Source organism: Luteirhabdus pelagi (assembly GCF_016827595.1).
Taxonomy (GTDB): Bacteria; Bacteroidota; Bacteroidia; order Flavobacteriales; family Flavobacteriaceae; genus Luteirhabdus; species Luteirhabdus pelagi.
Map to the genome: position 1 here is coordinate 1 of NZ_JAECMS010000042.1, position 641 is coordinate 641.

Below are 641 nucleotides of genomic sequence, written 5' to 3' on the forward strand. Positions count from 1 at the left end.
GCATTCGGTAAATTCTCGACAAATTCATTAAATTGCTAAGTGAAAAAACGCAACAGGTCGTTATACGTTACCGTTGTACGCAAGTTTGATTGAAAACTTGAATTGAAAAAATACTGATTGAATATGGCTTACGGAGCTGGACATGCACTTGATATGATTAAGAGAATGGCACAAAATCGTTCTCTTCGTCCTTCAAATCGATCGAAATTCAAGGAAAGCAATCGTGATGGAATTTATTCAGAGCCGAACAAGTATACTGAAAAACCTGAATGGAAAAAGATTCCGGAAGAGGAATTGATTAAAGTGAAGGAACAAATTCGACTGAAAGCTGGAAAAGAAAAAAAGAAGCAACGGATTTTAATGACTGTTTTCGTTGTGACTTTTATACTGATTTTGATTGGATTTCTGATTCTGATGAATTAGCAAACCAGCGTACAACACTGTATAACGCGCATTTTGTCGGCTGAAGGAAGTCAATTGAATTTCACATAAAACCATTCAACTATTTCACTAACTGAAAAAATTGTAAATTCGATGTCAACAAAACGACGCGTTATACGATCCCGTTGGCGCTTATCGTGCGGATGCGCCACAGGCGCAAAAAATTTTGGCAGTTTCTGAACCAATTTCTGAGCTGAGTC

Annotated in this window: 1 protein-coding gene; it reads left to right on the forward strand. The window is 37.3% G+C overall.

The window, feature by feature from the left end; genetic code table 11:
* Positions 1 to 123: 123 nt before the first annotated feature.
* Positions 124 to 423 carry a hypothetical protein gene (locus I4Q58_RS15490; protein ID WP_203296819.1) on the forward strand — a complete coding sequence of 100 codons (300 nt, stop codon included), beginning with the start codon at positions 124 to 126 and terminating at the stop codon, positions 421 to 423.
* The last annotated feature ends 218 nt before the right edge of the window (positions 424 to 641 follow it).